Consider the following 18,023-nt stretch of genomic DNA (forward strand, 5'->3'; position numbering starts at 1 on the left):
GCTGGTATGTCTAAGTACGACTCCCATTTAAAATGTTCGTTTTGCGGCAAGTCTCAAGAGCAGGTGCGTAAATTAATCGCGGGGCCGGGAGTCTACATCTGCGATGAATGCGTTGACTTGTGTAATGAAATACTAGACGAGGAGTTACTCGATACGAATGGTGCGGCAGCACAACCGGCACCAAGAGCAGAACCACCTCAAAAACGGCGGACTCAATCTTCTAGTATTTCGTTTAATCAAATACCCAAGCCAAGAGAGATTAAAAAGTATCTAGACGAACACGTTATTGGTCAAGACGAAGCCAAAAAAGTCCTGTCAGTAGCCGTTTACAATCACTATAAGCGGTTGGCGGTGATTCAGTCTAAAGCCAGTGGCAAAGGTGGGGCGGATGATGCTGTAGAACTGCAAAAGTCTAATATTTTGTTAATTGGCCCGACTGGTTGCGGCAAAACTCTCTTAGCGCAAACCCTAGCAAAAATCCTGGATGTACCCTTTGCCGTCGCTGATGCTACGACGCTGACAGAAGCGGGGTATGTTGGAGAAGATGTGGAAAATATCTTGCTGCGACTGTTGCAGGTGGCAGATTTGGATATAGAGGAAGCGCAACGAGGAATTATTTACATTGATGAAATTGACAAAATTGCTCGCAAGAGTGAGAACCCGTCAATTACCCGCGATGTTTCTGGCGAAGGCGTGCAGCAAGCCTTGCTGAAAATGTTAGAGGGAACGATCGCCAATGTACCACCCCAAGGAGGGCGTAAGCATCCCTATCAAGACTGCATCCAGATTGATACAAGTAATATATTGTTCGTCTGTGGTGGTGCTTTCGTAGGCTTAGAAAAGGTTGTGGATCAGAGAGTTGGCAAAAAAGCAATAGGCTTTGTGCAACCTGGAGAAGGCCAATCGAAAGAAAAACGGGCAGCAGATACTCTTCGCCATTTAGCACCAGATGATCTAGTAAAATTTGGCATGATTCCCGAATTTATTGGGCGCGTGCCAATGGTAGCAGTAGTAGATCCGCTAGATGAAGAAGCGTTGATGGCGATTCTCACTCAGCCACGCAGCGCCTTAGTCAAGCAGTACCAAAAACTGCTGAAGATGGATAATGTGCAGTTAGATTTTAAACCAGATGCTTTACGAGCGATCGCTCAAGAAGCCTACCGCCGTAAAACTGGTGCTAGAGCGCTGCGGGGCATTGTCGAAGAACTGATGCTGGATGTAATGTATGAGTTACCATCCCGTAAAGATGTGACACGTTGTACAGTAACACGGGAAATGGTCGAGAAGCGATCGACTGCCGAACTGATAATACATCCATCTTCACTACCCAAACCAGAATCAGCCTAATAGTCATTAGTCATTGGTCATTAGTCATTGGGCAAAAACTAAGGAATAATAATTATGTACCAAGGACAAATGACTAATGACAACTGACAAAGGACAAATGACTAATGCCTTATATTAATGTTCGTGGCGTTGAGCATTACTACGAATGGGTGAAAAAACCATCTGGTTCTTTGGTAAAACCAGTGATGATTTTCATGCACGGTTGGGCTGGTTCGGCTAGATATTGGCAAAATACCGCGAATGCTTTATCGGAGCAATTTGATTGTTTACTCTACGATATGCGGGGATTTGGCCGTTCTGGTGGCAAGCCAACCATAGCCGAAGCAAGTGAAACTGTTGCCGAATCTGAGTCCCCCCAGGAAGAATCACAGGCAATTAGAGAGTTAACCTATGAATTAGAGGAATACGCTGATGATTTGGCAGCTTTGTTAGATGGGTTGCATCTTCAGCGTGTTTATATCAATGCTCATTCAATGGGCGCGTCTGTTGCTACTTTATTTTTTAACCGCTATCCCCAACGAGTGGAACGAGGAATTTTAACTTGTAGCGGTGTTTTTGAGTACGACGAAAAATCTTTTAGTGCTTTTCATAAATTTGGTGGCTATGTAGTAAAATTCCGTCCCAAGTGGTTAAGCAAAATTCCATTTGTTGACCAGATGTTTATGGCTAGATTTCTGCATAGTTCTATACCACATTCTGAGCGGCAAGCTTTTTTGGAAGATTTTCTCGAAGCAGATTACGATGCGGCTTTAGGGACAATTTTTACTTCAGTCAGTAAGGCTCAATCTGAAGTGATGCCGCAAGAGTTTGCCAAGCTGACAGTGCCGACTCTACTTGTGGCGGGGGAGTATGACAAGATTATTCCAGCCGAGATGGGGCGTCAAGCTGCTGCATTGAGTGACAAAGTGGAATTTGTGATGATTCCTAACACAGCCCATTTCCCGATGTTGGAAGATACACCAACTTACTTGCGATTAGTACAAGAGTTTTTGCAAGTTTCCATATCAGAACCACAAGGAAGTTAACTTATTTTTCAGGTGTTGCTGATTGATGACAATTTAATATCCCAAGATGCTATTTTCGGATAGCCTGCACAAATTCCGCAACAGCGTCGTACTGGTCAGGATATCCAATATATTGCAGCAACAAAGCTGGGTCTAAATTTGGGAAGAAACTACTACGGTTTACTTGTTCATATTCGCCAGCCGCATTTAAATGGAATATTTTTATCTGGTTAGATTTCCAGAAACAAACTTCAGGTACTTTCTTGGGTTTGTATAACTCTTTTCGGTTAATGGTGCCACTAGTAACAATAACTTCAATAACAATGTCTGGCGTTTCTTTATTGCTACCAATGCAGTAAGATTCATCTGGTGTGCCAGAAGCATACCCAGGTTCTTCTAGAGTAAAACCTCCACGACCGTAGAACCGGATTCCTAACTCTCTCATGTAAGCTTCTAGCAAGTAGCCGAGAGTTTTTTTCACGTACTCATGTTTTTCACCAATGGGCGACATAATTTCTAATATTCCTGACAAATAGGAAAGTCGGACATTGCGGTTGTCTTTTAACTGTGCCTCAATAGCTTTGAATTCCTCCCAAGAAACATCTGCGACGGTGACTAGTTTCTCTTGTATGGGATTGTCTAGAATTGGGATACTCATATTGCCTCCTAACAGTTTCTTTATTGGATGATTTAGTAATAGGACTTACGTCACTAGTTACGGAATAACAAACCGCAGAGGCGCAGAGGACACAGAGAAATCAGAGTTTGAGAGATTTTTTGCGTAAGTCCTAAGTAAGTAGCTGAATCAATATAGATGTTTTTATCCTGCATTTTGAAGGGTTTAGAGGCATAGCTGAGTGTCACAAAACAGCAGACATACATCTACTTGAGTGCTTTTACCAAACCAAGATAGGGTTGCATTTCTACAATCATAATCCTGAGTTATTTGTTAGGTGTGTTTGCCTATGCAATTCTTCCCCTCTTTTAATTATCTTTGGATTAACCCAAACCCAGTTCTCGTTTTAGCAAGTTAATTGAGTTAGCGCCGATATAATTTTCAACCTTAATCAGCTTCGGTGGACGAATAATATCTTCATCACATGCTTGTACGGCTGCTTGTACGGCTGCAAAACTGGCTTGATCAGTTATGATTACCTCAGCCCGTTTAACCATAGCTTGAAGTTTATAAGTATCTTTTGGTTGGGAAGTCATCACTAATAGTTCATCCCCTCGCAAACCGTGGAGGATGACTTCTGCTGCTCGTGCAATCCCGGAACTGAGGCTAACTATGCCTACACAGTTTTCTTTTGGTAGGGTTTTCAAGAGGCTGAGTTCTTTGCTGTAGTCGTAGATATCTAGAGGAATTACCCGTGCAGCTTTAGGGGCTGCGATCGCTTCCACATTACTGATAAAATACCGACTTGTGACTACTGTTGCAGAGGTAGTTTTATCTAACACAGCTGTTAATTCTTCCATTGCTACCAACTGGACTGGTATTTTTAGCGATCGCTCTAATTCATAGACCATCAACTCACCAGCACCCATATCATAAGATGGAACTGCAACCAGTACCCGCGCACTACAACGCAACCGCCAGTCAATTTCTGCTAAAAATAGCTCTCTGGCTTGATTGAGTGAACATCCTTGGGTGAGCAAATCATCGAGTGCTTTCTGGACAACTTGATATGCATCAGGATTTTGTTTGAGTATTGGTGATTGCAGTCTACTACCGCCCTCATGACCTTGGGGACGAACATAAATTCCTGAACCAGCCATACTTTCAACAAATCCATCTTCTTCTAGTTGACGGTAAACTTTGCTTATGGTATTACGGTGTAACCCAGTTTGCATTGCTAATGCCCTTGTGCTTGGCAATTTGTAAGCAGGGGGATATTGCCGAGAAGCGATCGCAAACCGAATTTGATTAAACAGCTGCGTTGATGCGGGAATTTCGCTGTCTGGCTGAATACGGAATTGAATCATCAGCAAACCTCCTGAATACTAAGTGGGAAGTCGGGAGTGGGAAGTCGGGAGTGGGAAGTCGGGAGTGGGGAGTATTGCTTTCCTACTCAGCACTTTTAACTCAGCACTCTTTTGGTGTCTAGCTGCATTTATTACATATAAAAAATTTTATTTACATATAAAGTTTTTCTCGTAGAAATTTCTAATGCGTTCATTATTGGTAATTGATAATTTAATTGGAAAAAACTAGACATAATGGCATAGTTATATCAAATAAACACACGGCTAATCACATAGCACCAGTAAAAATTATTATGACAGAGCAAGCAATAATTACCACAACGGTTAATCTTTTGCACGATAATATTCAAGTGTCTGCTTATGTAGCAGAGCCAAAAAAATCTGGATCTTACCCAGGAGTTGTGGTATTACAAGAGGTTTTTGGTGTGAATGTTCACATTCGGGAAGTTACAGAACGGATTGCCAAACTTGGGTATGTTGCGATCGCACCTGCACTTTTTCAACGAATTGCTCCTGGCTTTGAAACCGGATACACACCCGAAGATATTGAAACGGGCAGAAACTACGCCATGCAAACTCAAGCCTCAGAGTTATTGAGCGATATTCAACTAGCAATTGACTACCTCAAAAATCTGCCTCAAGTGAAAAAAGATGGTTTTGGCTGTATTGGCTTCTGCTTTGGTGGTCACATTGCATATCTTGCAGCCACCTTGCCAGATATTAAAGCTACAGCTTCCTTCTACGGCACTTCAATTACCACCCTTACACCAGGAGGTGGCGCTCCTACTCTCACCCGCACCAGAGAAATAACGGGTAGTCTCTATGCCTTCTTTGGTACAGAAGATGCTAGCATCCCAGGCGAACAAGTAGATGAAATTGAAGCAGAGTTAGAAAAATATAAAATTCCTCATCGTGTGTTTCGCTACGATGGAGCTGATCACGGATTTTTCTGTGACCGTCGTGCCAGTTATAATCCTAAAGCTGCTGCTGATGCTTGGGAGCAAGTCAAACAACTCTTTAGTCAACTGAACTGAAGCATACACAGCCAAGTTTGTCATTAGTCATTAGTCATTAGTCATTAGTGAGTAATAAAAGACAACTGACGAATGACAAATGACAAGTGATAAATGACAATCTAAACCCCAGTTGCACCATATCAAATAACAATTAATCTTCAAAAGTCATGAATTCCGAATCGAAACTTTCTCAAACAGCCAATTCGTCATTTACGATGGACGATTTTGCCAAAGCACTAGAAAAACACGACTATCAGTTTCAAAAGGGACAGGTTGTACATGGCAAAGTGTTCCAACTTGACCATGATGGAGCTTATGTCGATATTGGTGGTAAGTCGTCAGCTTTTCTGCCACGCGATGAGGCTTCTTTGAGAGCAGTTACCGATTTATCGGAGGTGCTGCCATTGCAAGAGGAAATGCAATTTTTGATTATCCGAGATCAGGATGCAGAAGGTCAAGTCACCCTTTCTCGAAAGCAGTTGGAAATTCAGCACATCTGGGAACGACTGGCCGAAATGCAAGAAAATGCTCAGACTGTGCAAGTTAGGGTTATGGGGGTAAATAAAGGTGGTGTCACCGTTGATATTCTCTCCTTGCGGGGATTTATTCCGCGATCGCACCTGGCCGAGCGTGATAATTTAGAAGCACTCAAAGGTCAAAATCTGACTGTGGGCTTTTTGGAAATTAATAAAAACACCAACAAACTCATCCTTTCCCAGCGTTTAGCAACTCGTTCTAGCAACTTCAGCTTATTAGAACTAGGTCAACTGGTGGAAGGCAAAGTTACTGGCATCAAACCTTTTGGTGTGTTTGTCGATTTAAATGGTATGGGGGCTTTGCTTCATATCAAGCAGGTAAGCCAAAAATTCATCGACTCATTAGAAAAGGTATTTCAAGTTGGTCAGCCAATTAAAGCTGTAATTATTGACTTGGATGAAGGGAAAGGGCGGGTTGCTCTTTCTACCAGAGTTTTGGAAAGCTTCCCTGGCGAAGTCCTAGAGAATTTTGATGAGGTGATGGCTTCGGCTGAAGCGCGTGCTAATAGAGCTAATAACAAAGCTTCTGAATAGTTTTGAGGTGGGCTGCTTAGACAAAAAGCGTTTAAATCCCCATCGGAAACAATTTTGAATTTTGTTAGCGCAGCCTCTCGTAGAGAGCGTCATTTTGAATTGTTAATACTCCCTCTACATTTACAAAAATGTAGGGGGTTTTAAATTGGAAAAGCTTTTTCCAGACTCCTTTCTAGCGAGAGGCTATAAATGCGGGTAAAACAAGAATTTTCAGTCAGCTTTAGATGACTTTCGCTATGAGCCGCAGAATTTATTCTGAGGCGGACGTGTGGGCAATGCCAACATTCTGCAATCATGCAAATACCTGAGTCCAGAATTTTACATTTGAACCGATCACCCGCCATAGGTTAGAAACCTACGGCTAATAGCAAAAGTCCTCGCTTAGTGGACTAAACAAAAATTAATCCGCAGATTAAATTGTTTTTTGGTGTTTCCTACAACTTGCCCGAAGTACAACCACCAATGCCCAATTTACCTCGTAATTCTCCCCATATAATTTCCCCATAACTGAGCTGCTTGAGCGCTACTACCAGATGTCGGGGAATTATTATCGTTTCCCAGCCAGACACCAGTTACAAGCCGCCGACTGGGGATAAAACCGATGAACCATAAGTCAACGTTTTTATCAGTTGTGCCTGTTTTCCCAGCTTCCCCCAGTCCAATAGCAGCACTACGACCAGTACCTCTGGTAACTACGCCACGCATCAAACTAGTCATCTCATCGGCTACACCACTGGACAGAACTCGTTTGTTAGCGTCTGGATCTTGGTCGAAAGAGTAGATTACACGGCAGGTTTTGATATCATTGCGATCGCGGCAATCACCACTGTCTAAAATTCGGTTGATCGCATGGGGAGGATTCCGTACACCACCATTACCAATAGCGCCAAAAGCACCAGTCATTTCCAAAACATTAACTACACTTTGACCTATTACCAAGCCCGGAACTGGATCGAGGCTTGACTTTATTCCCAAATTCTGTGCCATTGCCACGACTTTATTTAGCCCGATTTCTTTAGCAACTCGTAGGGCAATGGGATTTTCTGAAAGAGCCAGCCCCGTGGCAATATCTAAACTAGTGTCAGCACCAGCACGACAGGGTTTATAAGTAAAGCCTTGCCAAGTTAAAGGAGCGCAAGAATAACTTTTTGATTCTGAAATTCCCTGTTGAATAGCAGCAGTGTAAGTAAAGATTTTGAAGGTTGAACCTGGTTGTCTTTTGGCTTGAACAGCCCGATTGAACTGACTTTTTTTATAATCAGTCCCGCCCACCATTGCCAGGATACTGCCTGTACTAGAGTCAAGAGTGACTACCGCCCCTTGAGAAAAATTAAAATTTCTACCAGCGTTGTTGACTGAATTATTCAATGCTGCTTCAGCTTGGCTCTGTATGGCTGGATCAAGCTTGGTTTCAATGATATAATTTCCTTCTCTTGCGGCTCCTTCTCCCAAGATTGATTCAAGCTCGGAGAAGACGTAACTGTAAAAATAAGGAGCGATCGTCTTAGCTTGCTGTTCACAAACTTTAGGACTAACTTGAACAGTGGAACGTCTAGCTCGGTTCGCATCCTCAGGTTTAATTTTGCCCATCTCCAGCAACCGCTTAATTACACGATTCCGGTATTCAGCTGCTTCTAGCTTATTTGGACTATCCCCACAAAAATCGAAAGCGTTGGGAGCAGGTAAAATTCCTACCAATGTTGCTGCTTCTGCCAAAGTTAATTCTTTAGCGGGCTTCTCAAAATAATACCGGGATGCATCCTCAAAGCCAGAGGTATCTCCTCCCAAAAAAACCCGATTTAAGTACATCAGCAAAATATCATCTTTGCTGTAAAAGGTTTCGAGCTTCAGAGCAACAACTGCTTCTCGCAATTTGCGTCCAAGGGTATCCTGTCTGCCTACATACTCGCGGAACAAACTGCGGGCAACTTGCTGGGTAACAGTGCTGGCTCCTTGCTGCACATCTCCACTGCGGCTATTGATCAATACGGCTCGTAAAATTCCTACAGGGTCAACCCCAAAGTGCCAGTAATAACGACTATCCTCTGAAGCGACCACCGCAGCAGGTAAATAAGGGCCAAATTCCTCTAATCGCTTCATGTCTACATGGGAGGTAGTCCGAGGCTCTCTCAGGGGAGTCGCTCCATCACGGGCGTAAACAATTACTGGGGCGCGTGTAGCTGTAGGTAGGGGTTTAACATGAAATTTTAGCCATTCAACGCCAATGACTAACGCTAACAAAGCACTAACACCGCCGACACCATAACCTGTCCAACTTGCAGCTTTCACATACCAAGCTGGCGGATCGACGTATTGCAACCGCACAGAAGCGGCGAGTTCTGGGGGACCGAGAGTCAGAATATCGCCATGACGCAGTTCTAGGGAATTAACACGACGCTTACCCCGATAGATGCCATTGGTAGAGTTTTCATCTTTGATGACAAAAACTGGTGTGCGTTGAGTAGAATTGCGCGATAGCGACAGGTGAATTTGGCTGACAACAGGGTTACGGATGACGATATCGCTGGATTTGGAGCTACGACCTAGAATATAGCGATCGCCCAACAGTGGATATACCTCTGCTTTATCCGCCCCCGCATCCTGCACCCAGAGTTCCGGTACTTTGGCATTAGGCTTGAGCGCCAATTTAGAAAAATCGACTCTAGCTTGAATAGTATGTACCGCTTGAGTCAGTTGACCTAGTAACGTTTGTGGCTTGTGAGGGGGTTGGGGAGAACTCATCGGCTATTCACATCACACTTTTTAGTGAAGAATCGGGCAAATTACAATTTAGATGTTAGTCTTTCATCATTTTACTCATAAGCCAAAGCATAAATTATCTATACGGATTTTTTTGAGCTAATTTATACTTAATTTTAGTTTATAGCAAAATGTACTTGTTGCTTTTATTACCTATTTATACAAAAGTTTTTCCTTTTTAAATTTTAAAATCCTTATAAAATAAACTTTCTACCTAAAAATACTAGATCGTATTTTAAAGCAATTGTATTATTTAATACAAAAATTTCTAGATAATAGATTTAATTTTCACCAATTTACATATCCAGATATTCTGAAACAAACCTAAATATCTTCATTTAGGAAGATTTTCTAAATATTATTGTCTGTTTTAATAGACCGAGTGTTCCGTTGAGGTTAATTACAGAATGATGGGAAAATCTCTGACTCTGATTGGTGCAGCTTTATCTTTAGCATTCACCGCTAACATTGCTGTAGCCGAATCTAGTAAATCCTTCATAGCCCAATCCAGTAGCAACTCAACTAGTACACCAACGGAAATTAAGATGTCGCCACAAGGAATGAAAATTCTTTGTGAGTATTTTCCGCTTAACTCCCGTTGTCCCGGCGGCACAGCAGCCACCCCTACTAGCGCTCCTGGTAGCACTACGACACCAGCAGAAACCACACCAAATAGCAGCACCACCACTCCAGATAGTACAACTGCACCCGGTAGCACAACTGCGCCTGGATCTGGATCTACCACTCCCGAAAGCACTCCAGGACCAGGAAGCGTTACCCCATCTGCACCTGGCGCTCCTAGCAACTTAACTCCAGGACCAGGAAGTGTTACCCCATCTGCACCTGGCGCTCCTAGCAACTTAACTCCAGGATCAGGAGGCTCAACTTCACCTGATTCTGGCGCTCCTAGCAAACTAACTCCAACACCAAGAGGCTCAACTTCACCTGGCTCTGACATTCCTGGCAGCACTACCCAACCAGGAAACCCAACTACACCTGAGTCTGGTACTACTGACAGCAATCCCGAACCAAGTACCAGTTCTCCAAATAACACTCCAGGCTCTAGTTCGCCAACTCCTAGCCGGTAATTAATCTGAATAATAGTTTGCCATCAGCGATCGCCAGTGCATCTTGACTTGCACCAGTTATGCAAACTGGTGTAAGATAACGACTTCAAAATCCCTCAAACCAACGATCAAATCTTCCCATAATATGACTGAGCAAGGGTTTTAGTAATCAATAGCCTGGGATAATTCATCCCAGGCTTAATAATTTTAACCGACTACCGTGGGTTTAAATCCCCCAGTTCAAAAAATAAGCAAGTTTTGGGTCCGGGTCTAAATCCCCTGAACTTTTGTCGAACCAAACCGTCCCCACAACAGCACTCTTCTCTACGAGACGCTCCGCGAACGTCACAAAACAAAATTGACGAATTACGAATTACGAATTACGAATTATTTAATGCTACCTCTCAGTTGAAGTCGGTGTCTTTTGAAAGGAAGCAATTAATAGGCAAACAATACCGATACTAATAAATGAATCTGCCACATTAAATACAGCAAAGTTAATCAGGCGAAAATCAATAAAATCAACGACGTAGCCTAAAACAAAGCGATCGATACCGTTGCCCATAGCTCCACCTAAAATCAAGCCATAACCCAACTGATCCCACAAATTTAACGTTGGGCCAAACAAGGCCAACGCTATCAATACTAAACTTACTCCTAAAGATAACCAACGTAACCACTCTACTTTCCCACTTAACAGACTAAAAGCCGCACCAGTATTAGTAACATAGGTGAAGTGAAATATTCCAGGTAAGAGTGGTAGTGTTTGCCCCAAGCTAAAGGTTTGCACTACCCAGTATTTTGTTATTTGATCTAAGAAAAAAGCTATGAAGGCAGCGATCCAGAAAAGGCGATTTTTTAAACGCATGAAACTAGGGGCTAGGATTAGGGACTAGGGGCTAAGGACTAAGGATTAGAAGAATTTTAAATTTCTACCCCCTAACCTCTAGCCCCTTCATGACTAATAAAACATTAAGTGACGCAATACATATGCTATTACAGTAATGGCACATACAACATTTAGTTGCCCTGGTAATGCAAACCAGGAGTATCTAAGGACTGCTTGCATTAAGGGAAGATTTTCTGTGCCTTTCCATTGAAAAATATAGCTAATAATCAAATAAGTAATACCGCATAGGTGGATACTTAACAAGCCACAAATGCAACTAAAGGCGAGAGTTTCTAGTCGAGGTCTAGCTTTAAAAGCGAACAAGCCACAAATCCAAGCTCCAGGAATAAAGCCTAGTAGATAGCCAAACTTAGATAACTTAAAATAATCAATACCGCCGCCATCGGCAAATACGGGTAATAAGGTTAACCCCATAACTAAATAGGCAATTTGTGAGAGCGCACCAGCATTTTTGCCCCCTAAACAACCCACCAACAATACTGCGCCAACTTGAAAAGTGACACCTAATGAAATTGTCTGAATTCCCTGCTTACTCCAACTCCAAGGTAAGGTGATGCCATAAGCGTCTAGAAAAGTGCCACCCATTGTCAAGAGTAAGCCAATCATTGACCATAGTAATTGATTGGAAACAGCAAACATTTATCAGTCAACCAGGAAAAGGCAAAAGGGAAAACCAACAGTAACTAGTACGGCTTGGCAGAAGTCACGCATTCAAAAGTATTATGGAATGCGTTTTTTAGGGATTTTAAATGGTTGCTCTATTTCCGCCGTGGCATACTAGTATATTCATTAGTATCAAAATGAGATTTGTGCTGACACCTCTAAGAATTAGCATATTTTTTTTGCCTTTTTGGTATGTAACTTTTCAGTTCTGCAAATTATCGCTTAGGTGTCTATAGCTGTAATTTTATTGACTAAAGCATAGTCTGATTTATATTATGGTATTTGACCTAATACATGTTAATAATAGTAAAAAAATATAGTATTTAAACTAAATGTTTAGACTTAATGCCAACTTTTGCTACAAAGTGCTAAAGATAGTTCTTAAATTCACTATTTTTTAGCGATCGCCCCGCCTACTCTCCAGAAAATAGGCAATTTATGGTTTTTCTTCTGCTTTCTCTAAATAATTTCACTGGCTAAACTGATATTGTTTAGTTATGGCTTGAAGTTTGCTAAGACCAATAAGCAGAAACAAGTTTCATCTAATCTCAAATTTCTGAAGTTTAGTATTATATCATACTGCACCTTTTTTTTTTAGAATTGAACAATAAATTTACACTATTCAAATAGTTTTGTAAATATCTGTAACCACATTCATATAGTAATATTTGTAAAGTCCGACTAAAAAGCAGTATAAATTTTGTCAAGCAAAAATAGAAACAAGTGTTTGTTCTTCATCAAAAAAAAACAAGCATTTTTTGCTTTGTTAACCTATTCTTTACCTTAACTATCATCCTTTAGGGGTATCCTGAGAAGCGCTCACCTGAAAAGTTACCCAAAAATTGATAGCGATGCCCTCACCTCTTAGTGTAATCAAAATCCATCGCCTCACAGCTTCAGTTTCAGTGTTAGCACTGACAATCAGCCTAGCTGCATGTGGCGGACAGCAAAATCAAGATAATACAGCCACTAAGGAGAGTCCTTCTAGCACTGCTACAGATACCACTGCCTCCAGCACAAGCAAATTAGATTTGGGTGGAAATCTCAAGTTAAGCGGCGCTGGTGCGTCTTTCCCAGCACCACTGTATGATACATGGTTTACGGATCTAAATAAAAAATATCCAAATCTGCAAGTTGACTATGCCTCCGTTGGTAGTGGTGCTGGAGTTGAGCAATTTATCAAAGGGACTGTAGACTTTGGTGCCAGCGATGTTGCCATGAAGGATGAAGAAATCCAGAAGGTGCCAGCCGATAGAGGCGTTATTTTACTGCCTGTAACTGCTGGTAGCATCGTGCTAGCTTATAACTTGCCAGATGTTGCAGAACTAAAGTTACCACGAACTGTTTACGCCGATATTCTACTAGGCAAAATCACGTCTTGGGATGATCCCCAAATTGCCAAAGCTAACCCAGGCGCAAAGCTTCCTAAACAGCCAATCACAGTTGTTTATCGTTCTGATGGTAGCGGAACAACAGGTGTGTTTACAAAACACCTCAGCGCTATTAGCCCAGAGTGGAAGACTAAAGTTGGTGAAGGCAAAACTGTCAACTGGCCTAAGGGAGTTGGTGCAAAAGGGAATGAAGGTATTACGGCTCAAATTCAACAAACACAAGGTTCTATTGGTTATGTCGAGTACGGCTATGCCAAACAAAATAATCTCAAGTTTGCTGCTTTAGAAAACAAAAGCGGTAAGTTTATTGTACCTAGTGAAGAGTCAGCCTCTAAAACTCTGGCATCAGCAACTCTACCGCCCGATCTCCGCGTCTTCATTTCCGATCCAGAAGGGGCTGATTCTTATCCCATCGTCACTTACACCTGGATTTTGGCTTATAAGAAATATGCCAATGCGGCAAAAGCTAAGGCAGTTGAAGCTACGATCGAATACGCCTTAACCGATGGTCAAAAGCAGGCTGTTGCACTAGGGTATGTTCCTCTACCCCAAAACGTCATTGCAAAGGTGGCTGCTGCTGCCGATCAAATCAGTCCAGATTATAAAATCGCTGTAACAGGTAATAGCGCTAGTAAGTAGCTACAGTCAAGACATGAGGCATTCCTAGACAATAATTTCTAGGCTGCTTACTAGACTATAGGCATTTGTAATTTGGAACTCAGTGTTACCAATGTCTCGCTTTCAAAAGACGATGAGGCAACAAATTTGTTGATATGGTTGCCTCCCATATATTCCTCTGATTTAATTGTGAAAGTCGGTAGTCATGACTACAAATTCTCAAAACCTTTCATCAGCGACCAAAAATCGCTCTGATGTAGAAAAATCCCTAGATCGGGGTTTTATTTGGCTTACTAAAATTTTCGCCTTTGGGGTTGCTGGCGCTTTATTATGGATCGGCTTACAGGTTGCAATTGCTTCTGGGCCGGCCATCCAAAAGTTTGGTGCTAGCTTTTTAGCTAATACCACTTGGAACCCAGTAAATGATACCTACGGGGTGCTACCTCAAATTTATGGAACTCTCTTGAGTTCTTTTATTGGTTTACTGATAGCTGTACCGATTGGAGTTGGTACTGCGATTGTATTAAGCGAGGATTTTTTACCAGCAAAAGTGAAGTTGGTATTGGTTTTTGCAGTAGAACTGCTTGCAGCTATTCCCAGCGTTGTCTACGGCGTGTGGGGTATTTTTGTTTTAGTGCCTATCTTAACTAACTTAGGAAAATGGCTCAATAGTTACTTTGGCTGGATACCATTTTTTAGCACCTCCCCTACAGGCCCAGGAATGTTACCGGCGGGAGTCATATTAGCAATTATGACTTTACCCATCATCACAGCCCTATCGCGCGATGCTTTGATTTCTATACCCCCCAGTTTGCGCCAAGCCGCCGTAGGACTAGGAGCAACCAGATGGGAAACGATCTTACAAATTCTGATTCCAGCAGCCTTTTCGGGGATAGTTAGCGCTGTGATGTTGGCACTCGGTCGGGCAATGGGAGAAACAATGGCTGTAACAATGTTGATTGGGAATTCCAACAACATTAGTATCTCACTGTTAGCACCAGGCAATACGATTTCTTCTCTACTAGCAAATCAATTTTCAGAAGCTAGTGGTTTGCAAGTTTCGGCTTTAATGTACGCTGCTTTAGTTCTATTTTTCTTGACCCTGGTAGTCAATATCATGGCCGAATTTATCGTTTTGAGAGTCAAGCGACTGTAGCTTAGTTTTGGGTTGAATTATGACTTCTAGTTTTCCAGAGCGCAGTTTAACTCGCGCTCCCATGTCTCAAAGGACACTGTTTAATACAATAATGACTGTAGTCGCATTTATCTGTGGAGTATTGGCACTTGTGCCTTTGCTAGCAGTGCTTTCTTACGTCATTATTAAAGGTTTTAGCAGTTTGAGTCCCAGCCTCTTTTTTGAACTCCCACCCAAAGCTTTACAACACGGAGGAGGCTTTGGTAATGCAATCTTGGGTACACTATTAATGGTAGGAATTGCTGCTTTAATTAGTATCCCATTTGGTGTTTTGGCGGCGATTTACATTACAGAATTTAGCTCTGCCCAAGTAGCGAGATGGGTACGTTTTGCGGCTAACGTCCTGAGTGGAGTCCCGTCAATTATTGCTGGAGTATTTGCATACGGGATTGTAGTTTTGACACTGGTAAAGTTAAACTTAGGATCATACTCTGCTATCGGTGGAGGGTTTGCACTGGCAATTTTGATGTTGCCAATTATTGTCCGCACCACTGATGAAGCCTTGCAGTTAGTATCGCAAGATTTGCGACAAGCATCTGTAGGGTTAGGAGCGACTAACTTTCAAACAGTAAGTCAAGTAGTGTTGCCAGCAGCCTTACCTGCAATTGTAACAGGGGCAACTCTAGCGATCGCCAGAGCATCTGGAGAAACCGCACCTTTACTATTTACCGCCTTGTTTTCCAATTTTTGGCCTGGTAGCTTATTTGAACCCACAGCTTCCCTTGCTGTTTTGGTTTACAAATATGCCATTTCTCCGTTCAAAAATTGGCAATCACTAGCTTGGGCAGCATCTTTGATTTTGGTATTGATGGTTCTAATCACAAGTATTATCGCTCGCTGGGCAACTCGCCAGAAAGCTTAGTGCAAAAACAGCATCTTCATAGCGGATTTGTATCGCTAAAACTAATACTACACTTAATTTATGGCTAACAACATTAGCACTCTCAACGATACTCAAACCGTTTTACGCACCGAAAACCTCAACGTTTACTACGGCAAATTTTTAGCCTTGCAAAATATCTGGCTAGATATACCCAAAAATCAGGTTACAGCCTTTATCGGCCCTTCTGGTTGTGGTAAAAGTACGTTATTGCGATGTTATAACCGCCTCAATGACCTGATTGAGTCATTTCGGGCAGAAGGTAAAATACTTTTTTACGATAAAAACTTGTATGCATCCGACATTGATCCTGTAGAGGTGCGTCGTCGGATTGGGATGGTGTTTCAAAGACCAAACCCATTTCCCAAATCAATTTATGACAATATTGCTTTTGGAGCCAAAATCAACGGCTACAAAGGTAATATGGATGAATTAGTAGAACGGAGTTTGCGACAAGCAGCTTTGTGGGACGAAGTAAAAGATAAACTGCGACAAAGTGGTTCGTCTTTATCTGGTGGACAACAACAGAGGTTATGTATTGCAAGAGCGATCGCAGTCCAACCTGAAATTATATTAATGGATGAACCTTGTTCTGCCCTCGATCCTATTTCCACATTGCGGGTTGAAGAACTAATTCACCAACTTAAAGAGCAATATACCATCGTTATCGTCACCCATAATATGCAGCAAGCAGCGCGGGTTTCTGATAAGACAGCCTTTTTTAACGTTAAAACTACAGAGACTGGAGGTCGTAACGGCTACATGGTAGAGTACGATGCCACAGAACTAATTTTCAACAATCCTCAGCAGCAAGATACCAAAGATTACGTTAGCGGCAGATTTGGATAAGTAGATAAATATTACACATTCTTAATGTTAGAACAATGAGGGATACTCGGAAAATTAAAGCTGGGCGATATTCCTCTAGTTTTTTATTTATTTGCCAAGGTTAGCGACACCGAATAGCTCGCCGCAGGCATCGCTTGATCCATCATGGCTGTTTCTTGTCAAGAAAAGCAATAATTTAAGCTGTTTAATATTAATATTTACATTGATTGGACAGGTAAAATACCCACTTCAAAATAACCTTACTTCTTGCATGCACTATAGCGCTTCTCACTTAGCTGCAATACAGTCTGAACCTCACCCCGTATTTCATGGGTGCAAACACTCCCCTCTCCTTGGTAAGGACAGGGGTTGGGGGTGAGGTTTAAAAATAAATGTACTTCATGGAAACGAGAACAGCTATAGTACACTGTAACGGAAGTTTACCCACCTTGAACGAGGGATTTTTCCCCTTGTATTTAAATTATCAGGTGATTTACACCGTGCTGCACTAGTGAATTTGAGACTTTTTCTAAGCGGGCGGCGGGAATCGAACCCGCATTAATAGCTTGGAAGGCTATAGTTTTACCACTAAACTACGCCCGCGAATTTCCAACTTATTAAGTGTAACATAGCTTTTGGAAAAATTCAAGCATCTAGTTGGAATTGGTAGGTTGGATTTTAAACCTTACATATAGGTTGCTTGTTTGTTTTTTTGTCTGATCAGCGAGTTCGTAGGCAGGGTTAAATTTATTTTTTTGACAAACTTCCTGAAAAGCGAATTGCTCATATATGGCTTTTTCGTCCGGTGATATATTCTGATCGGGCAATAATACAGCCTTTGAACATACGCCATTTGCCTCAATGATTAAGCTAAATAAAAAATTCCCCGTCTTCAGTCCAAGGTCTTGTTGGATTGCAATTGTAGAATCTTGTTTTGTGCTTGGTGCAAGTTCAGGTAGTTTGATGTCCTTCGGTAAATCAGTTTTCATTAAGATCGTCTGTTGAGATTGAGTTAAAGGAATCCAGCTAACTATTACTCCTCCTGCTGTGTGAGTTTGTGCAATAGTTCCATCATTTTCAGTTCGTGGAGCTTGTCCTGTTTTAGTGTGTGGTTCTTGTAGGGGTGAACCATTTTGTTGAGCAAGTTCTTGTTGACTTTGACGTTGTTGAGCAAGTTCTTGTTGACTTTGACGTTGTTGAGCAAGTTCTTGTTGACGTTGACGTTGATGTTCTTGAGCAAGTTCTTGTTGACGTTGACGTTGATGTTCTTGAGCAAGTTCTTGTTGACGTT

14 protein-coding genes, 1 tRNA gene and 1 pseudogene are annotated in these 18,023 nt (G+C 42.0%); 8 read left to right on the forward strand and 8 right to left on the reverse strand.

Annotated elements, in window-relative coordinates; genetic code table 11:
* Positions 1-6 precede the first annotated feature (6 nt).
* On the forward strand, positions 7-1,347 hold the full coding sequence (gene clpX, locus V7K73_RS18635) for an ATP-dependent protease ATP-binding subunit ClpX (protein ID WP_334882048.1): 1,341 nt from the start codon (positions 7-9) through the stop codon (positions 1,345-1,347).
* A 104-nt stretch (positions 1,348-1,451) separates the two neighbouring features.
* Positions 1,452-2,372, forward strand: a complete 921-nt coding sequence (locus V7K73_RS18640) for an alpha/beta fold hydrolase (RefSeq protein WP_334882049.1) — start codon at positions 1,452-1,454, stop codon at positions 2,370-2,372.
* Positions 2,373-2,421: 49 nt separating this feature from the next.
* On the opposite strand, the gene V7K73_RS18645 is transcribed toward V7K73_RS18640, so the two are convergent.
* Positions 2,422-3,009 (reverse strand): Uma2 family endonuclease, encoded by a 588-nt coding sequence (locus V7K73_RS18645; protein WP_334882050.1) that lies wholly within the window; start codon positions 3,007-3,009, stop codon positions 2,422-2,424.
* A 341-nt stretch (positions 3,010-3,350) separates the two neighbouring features.
* A complete protein-coding gene (locus tag V7K73_RS18650) occupies positions 3,351-4,334 on the reverse strand; it encodes a GntR family transcriptional regulator (protein ID WP_334882051.1) in 984 nt (327 codons plus the stop codon).
* A gap of 293 nt (positions 4,335-4,627) precedes the next feature.
* On the opposite strand from V7K73_RS18650, the gene V7K73_RS18655 reads away from it, so the two are divergent.
* Together V7K73_RS18655 and V7K73_RS18660 are read left to right on the forward strand one after the other, a co-directional pair.
* Positions 4,628-5,368: a dienelactone hydrolase family protein gene (locus V7K73_RS18655; RefSeq protein WP_334882052.1), complete on the forward strand. Its 741-nt coding sequence runs from the start codon at positions 4,628-4,630 to the stop codon at positions 5,366-5,368.
* 149 nt (positions 5,369-5,517) lie between these two features.
* Positions 5,518-6,420, forward strand: a complete 903-nt coding sequence (locus tag V7K73_RS18660) for a S1 RNA-binding domain-containing protein (RefSeq protein WP_334882053.1) — start codon at positions 5,518-5,520, stop codon at positions 6,418-6,420.
* 471 nt (positions 6,421-6,891) lie between these two features.
* Here V7K73_RS18660 and V7K73_RS18665 read toward each other — a convergent pair whose 3' ends face one another.
* From V7K73_RS18665 to V7K73_RS18680, 4 genes are all read right to left on the reverse strand, one after another.
* A complete protein-coding gene (locus V7K73_RS18665) occupies positions 6,892-9,162 on the reverse strand; it encodes a transglycosylase domain-containing protein (RefSeq protein WP_334882054.1) in 2,271 nt (756 codons plus the stop codon).
* Positions 9,163-9,580: 418 nt separating this feature from the next.
* The gene (locus V7K73_RS18670) at positions 9,581-10,234 is read right to left on the reverse strand and encodes a hypothetical protein (protein WP_334882055.1); all 654 of its coding nucleotides are present in this window, start codon (positions 10,232-10,234) and stop codon (positions 9,581-9,583) included.
* Positions 10,235-10,644: 410 nt separating this feature from the next.
* A complete protein-coding gene (gene lspA / locus V7K73_RS18675) occupies positions 10,645-11,115 on the reverse strand; it encodes a signal peptidase II (RefSeq protein ID WP_334882056.1) in 471 nt (156 codons plus the stop codon).
* A 93-nt stretch (positions 11,116-11,208) separates the two neighbouring features.
* On the reverse strand, positions 11,209-11,796 hold the full coding sequence (locus V7K73_RS18680; protein WP_334882057.1) for a biotin transporter BioY: 588 nt from the start codon (positions 11,794-11,796) through the stop codon (positions 11,209-11,211).
* An 875-nt stretch (positions 11,797-12,671) separates the two neighbouring features.
* On the opposite strand from V7K73_RS18680, the gene pstS reads away from it, so the two are divergent.
* The 4 genes from pstS to pstB all read left to right on the forward strand — a co-directional run bounded on the left by pstS (position 12,672) and on the right by pstB (position 16,753).
* The gene (gene pstS, locus V7K73_RS18685) at positions 12,672-13,850 is read left to right on the forward strand and encodes a phosphate ABC transporter substrate-binding protein PstS (RefSeq protein WP_334882058.1); all 1,179 of its coding nucleotides are present in this window, start codon (positions 12,672-12,674) and stop codon (positions 13,848-13,850) included.
* A 184-nt stretch (positions 13,851-14,034) separates the two neighbouring features.
* The gene (gene pstC, locus V7K73_RS18690) at positions 14,035-14,985 is read left to right on the forward strand and encodes a phosphate ABC transporter permease subunit PstC (protein WP_334882059.1); all 951 of its coding nucleotides are present in this window, start codon (positions 14,035-14,037) and stop codon (positions 14,983-14,985) included.
* Between the two features lie 19 nt (positions 14,986-15,004).
* Complete coding sequence (pstA, locus tag V7K73_RS18695; protein ID WP_334882060.1) at positions 15,005-15,886, forward strand: phosphate ABC transporter permease PstA; 882 nt, start codon at positions 15,005-15,007, stop codon at positions 15,884-15,886.
* Between the two features lie 60 nt (positions 15,887-15,946).
* Positions 15,947-16,753: a phosphate ABC transporter ATP-binding protein PstB gene (gene pstB / locus V7K73_RS18700; protein WP_334882061.1), complete on the forward strand. Its 807-nt coding sequence runs from the start codon at positions 15,947-15,949 to the stop codon at positions 16,751-16,753.
* A 511-nt stretch (positions 16,754-17,264) separates the two neighbouring features.
* Here the strand turns inward: pstB and V7K73_RS18705 are convergent.
* Positions 17,265-17,335 (reverse strand) — tRNA-Gly (locus V7K73_RS18705).
* Between the two features lie 50 nt (positions 17,336-17,385).
* Positions 17,386-18,023, reverse strand: a pseudogene (locus V7K73_RS18710) (hypothetical protein); the annotation flags it as partial.

This window comes from Nostoc sp. (genome assembly GCF_036916975.1).
Taxonomy (GTDB): Bacteria; Cyanobacteriota; Cyanobacteriia; order Cyanobacteriales; family Nostocaceae; genus Nostoc.